Source organism: Saccharopolyspora sp., from assembly GCF_017434145.1.
Classification (GTDB): domain Bacteria; phylum Actinomycetota; class Actinomycetes; order Mycobacteriales; family Pseudonocardiaceae; genus Saccharopolyspora_C; species Saccharopolyspora_C galaxeae.
This window is the reverse complement of record NZ_JAFRFW010000503.1, coordinates 1-3,753: the sequence shown is the minus strand read 5'-3', so window position 1 is coordinate 3,753 and position 3,753 is coordinate 1. Positions and strand designations below refer to the sequence as shown.

The following is a 3,753-nucleotide window of genomic DNA, read 5'->3' as shown; positions in this document are numbered from 1 at the left end:
GGTCCGCGGCCCCCTCGTGCAACGTCCCGGAAGGACGGTCGTCGGCGTCGCGTTCGATCCAGCCGTCAACCGGATCGGGAGTGCCCCGGTCCACTCCGGCGAGCCGGAGCGCTTCGGTGTTCACCCAGACGCTGTGGTGGTCACGGTTCACCAGGTACGCAGGACGCCCTCCCGTCACAGCGTCGAGGGCTGTCGCGGTCGGCGCGCCTCCCGGGAAGAGCGCGGGATCCCAACCACCGCCGAGTACCCATCCACGCCCGTCGTGCTCACCGACGATCCGCAGGCATCCCGCGGCGCTGGACGCGGCGGTGAGGTCGCACCGCGACCGCAGCAGCCCGCCGAAGACCGGGTGCGCGTGCGCATCCTGGAAACCGGGCAGCAACAACCGCCCGCGCAGGTCCACGAGTTCCGTACGGGAACCGGTCATCGCGCGCACGTCCGCCTGCCCGAGGGCGACGATGCGGCCCGCGCGGACCGCCAGCGCGTCCGCGCTCGAACCCGCGGCGTCCATGGTGAGCACCCGGCCGCCGACGAACGCCAGGTCCGCGGAACTCAGCGATGCTCCTCGCCGGTGATCACCGTGACCGCGAGTTCGCGCACGTGCTCGTCCACCTCCGGCACCCGGAAACCGGTCTTGCGGATGTGCTCGACCAGCTCATCCTCCGGCGGCACCCCGTGCTTGCGCAGGTAGTACGCGACCGCGCCGGGCCAGATCCAGGCCCCGTCGGTGTGGAAGGTCAGCGGCACCGAGGCGGGCTGTTCCGGGTCGAGCTGATCGGTGTCGTAGCTGCGGGCGGCGAGCACTAGCGGCGCCTGGTCCAGGTAGTCGGCCAGCCCGTCGAGTTCCGCGGCGTTCACCTCTGCCCGGTTGGTCTGCGGGCGTCCGGACTGATCGACCGCGTCGAAGACCTCCGCGGTGCGCAACGCGGGCGCGCGGGTAGCGCTGCCGCTGGCATCCGGCACCCCGGCGCGCTGGGCGAGCCAACCGGGGATGTTCTCGCCGGTGCGGGGGTAGTGGTGCAGTTCCTCGGCGAAGGCGTCCTTGGGCGGCGGGGTCTGCCAGGTGGGTTCGTAGTCGCCGTTGAAGTCGACGCTGTAGCTGCTCGGGCGCCGCAGCCGGTAGATGGCACTGAGCCAAGTGCCCCGTTCCGACTCGTGCATTCCGTGGCGCAGCCGGGAGAACAGCGCACGGACCTCGTCCGGCGTGGTCAGCGGAATCAGCGTCCCGTTCGGAGCCACCAGTTGCGCCGCGATCTCCGCGTGCCCGCCGACCGCGCGGTACTCGACGCTGACCTCGTTCCAGGCCGGCGGGCCCGAGCGCAGCAGCGCCCGCCCGAGCTGCTGGATGAGGTTCTGCTGAGCGGTCTGGTCGAGAGTCCCCGGCGGTTCCTGCGGGTCGGTTCTGGGGCGGCCCTGCTCGGGCGGTCCCGGTTGGCTCATAGCTGCATCCTCCCAGCCACACGCGGGGTTTCCGTGCCCGGCTCCCCGCGGCCGTGCTCCGCCGTTCCTGCACCCGGGCGTGGCGAAAGCCCGCCCGGGTGCAGAGCTTAAGACCCCGGTCGAGGGATGGGCACCACCCAGCTGCCCACCTCGTAACCACCGCCGAATGCGCTGGTCAGCGGCTCGCTGTGGATCACGCCCAGGTTTCGCCGGTAACTTCCGACGAAGAGCCTGATGTCGAATGCGAGGATTGTTGACAATAAATCCAGGCGGGGTTTAGCTTCGATTCATCGCCAGCGAGACCCGGAGGTGACCATGCGGGCTGATGAGTACGGCCTTCCCCGTCCCCTCCGCTGGCTGTCCTCTTCATCGCTGTGGCTGCGACATTGAGGTGGACCACCGCGAAGCCGGTGGTCATCACCCGCAGCGCGTGCGGCCGGTCGCAACGGACCTGACAACGCGGACATCCGATCCGCCGAAGGTTCGTGCACAGGTGTGACCGGAACACGCCCCTTCTGCAAGTAACTCTGATGGGCGCCTACCCGTGCGCCCATTTCATGCACTGCTCTTGGAAGGAGGTTCGGCCGGTGGCACTCGTCGACTGCGACCCGCTGATGAGGGTGACCTGGACAGATCCGGTGACGGGCAACCGCGGTTACCTGGTCGTGCACAGTCTTGTGTCCGGCCTGGCCACCGGCGGGACCCGGATGCGCGCCGGCTGCACGATGTCCGAAGTGGAGGACCTGGCCCGCGGCATGGCCCGCAAGACGGCCGTGTTCAACCTGCCGGTCGGTGGCGCCAAGGGCGGGATCGACTGCGACCCGAAGGATCCCGAGGCGCGCGGCGTGCTGCGCCGCTTCGTCGAGGCCATGCGCCCGTGGATCGACGCGCACTGGGTGACCGCGGAGGACCTGGGCGTGCCGCAGCACCTGATCGACGAGGTCTTCGAGGAGTCCGGCCTGCAGCAGTCCTACCACGCGGCCATCCGGCGGGCGCCGGACGTCGAGCACACGCTGCGCCGGGTCCGGGCCGGGTTGAACTCCCCGGTGCCGGGCGGGCTCCTGCTGGGCGATGTCGTCGGCGGCTACGGCGTGGCGCAGAGCTGCCTGGGCGTGGTGCAGGCCCGCGGCTGGGACCACGAGCGCACGACCGTGGCGGTGCAGGGCGTGGGCACCATGGGCGGCGGCGCGGCGTGGTACCTGCACGAGGCGGGGCTGAAGGTGGTCGCGGTGGCCGATGCCTCCGGCTGCCTCTACCACCCGGACGGCCTGGACGTCCCGGCGCTGCTGGAGGCCCGCGACCGGTTCGGCGAGATCGATCGCGATCAGGTGCCCGCGGACGTGCAGCGGCTGTCCAGGGACGCGGTGCTGTCCGCGGAGGTCGACGTGCTGATCCCGGCGGCGGTGTCCTACGCGATCACTCCGGAGCGGGTGCCGCAGGTGCGCGCCAAGGTGATCATCGAGGCGGCGAACACGCCGATCACCCCGGAGGCCGAGCAGCAGCTTGCCGCGCGCGGCGTGCCGGTGATCCCGGACTTCGTGGCCAACTCCGGCGCGGTCGCCTGGGCCTGGTGGCTGCTGCTGGGGCGGGTGGACGCCGACCCGGTGCTGTCGTTCAGCGTGCTGCGCGAGGAGATGCTGGCCAAGATCCCGCCGCTGCTGGCGGCCTGGGACGCCGACGGCACGACGCCGCGGGACGCGGCGCTGGGCATGGCGGACCGGCAGACCGAGCAGAACCGGGTGGCCGAGGCGGAAGGCCGGCTGCTGGTGAGCATTCCGTAGCGGCGGTGCTCGGCGCGCGCCATAGCCGGTGGCGCGCGCCGAGGTTTTGCGGAAATCGTCGGAATGCCTTTCGGTGTTACATCCATCTGTGGCGGCCACGACTTCGGGTGACAAGTGTGTGACAACCCGTGGATCGGGTGCTAGCGTTGCCGCCGGTTGCAGTTTTGGTTCCCAGAAGTACTTGAAAGTGCCTGCGAAACAAGCGTGCCGCAGGCACTTTGTTGTGCCGTAGGCCGTTCGGCCCAGGTGATCATCTCGGCGACTTCGGGGTTGGCGAAGTGTCGGCCCCTGGCCATCTGAAGTAGGAGTAAAGAGAATGGCTACCGGTACCGTGAAGTGGTTCAACGCCGAGAAGGGCTTCGGCTTCATCACTCCTGACGGGGGCGGTTCTGACGTGTTCGCCCACTACACCGCGATTGACGCCTCGGGTTTCCGCACGCTCGACGAGAACCAGCGGGTGGAGTTCGAGATCGCTCAGGGGCCGAAGGGTCCGCAGGCTTCGGGAATCCGCAGCATCTGAGTTCCGCGAGCT

The 3,753-nt window shown here is 69.8% G+C and carries 4 protein-coding genes; 2 read left to right on the top strand and 2 right to left on the bottom strand.

Annotated elements, in window-relative coordinates; all coding sequences use genetic code 11:
- Together IJH84_RS13990 and IJH84_RS13985 are read right to left on the bottom strand one after the other, a co-directional pair.
- On the bottom strand, window positions 1–511 hold a 511-nt coding region (locus IJH84_RS13990; protein WP_295145036.1), incomplete at its 3' end, for an amidohydrolase family protein.
- 41 nt (window positions 512–552) lie between these two features.
- Window positions 553–1,440, bottom strand: a complete 888-nt coding sequence (locus IJH84_RS13985) for a hypothetical protein (protein WP_295145033.1) — start codon at window positions 1,438–1,440, stop codon at window positions 553–555.
- A gap of 557 nt (window positions 1,441–1,997) precedes the next feature.
- Between IJH84_RS13985 and IJH84_RS13980 the strand changes: the two genes are divergently transcribed.
- Together IJH84_RS13980 and IJH84_RS13975 are read left to right on the top strand one after the other, a co-directional pair.
- Complete coding sequence (locus IJH84_RS13980) at window positions 1,998–3,221, top strand: Glu/Leu/Phe/Val dehydrogenase dimerization domain-containing protein (protein WP_295145030.1); 1,224 nt, start codon at window positions 1,998–2,000, stop codon at window positions 3,219–3,221.
- A gap of 316 nt (window positions 3,222–3,537) precedes the next feature.
- Entirely contained in the window at window positions 3,538–3,741 is a 204-nt protein-coding gene (locus IJH84_RS13975) for a cold-shock protein (protein ID WP_200070755.1), read from the top strand.
- Window positions 3,742–3,753: the final 12 nt, after the last annotated feature.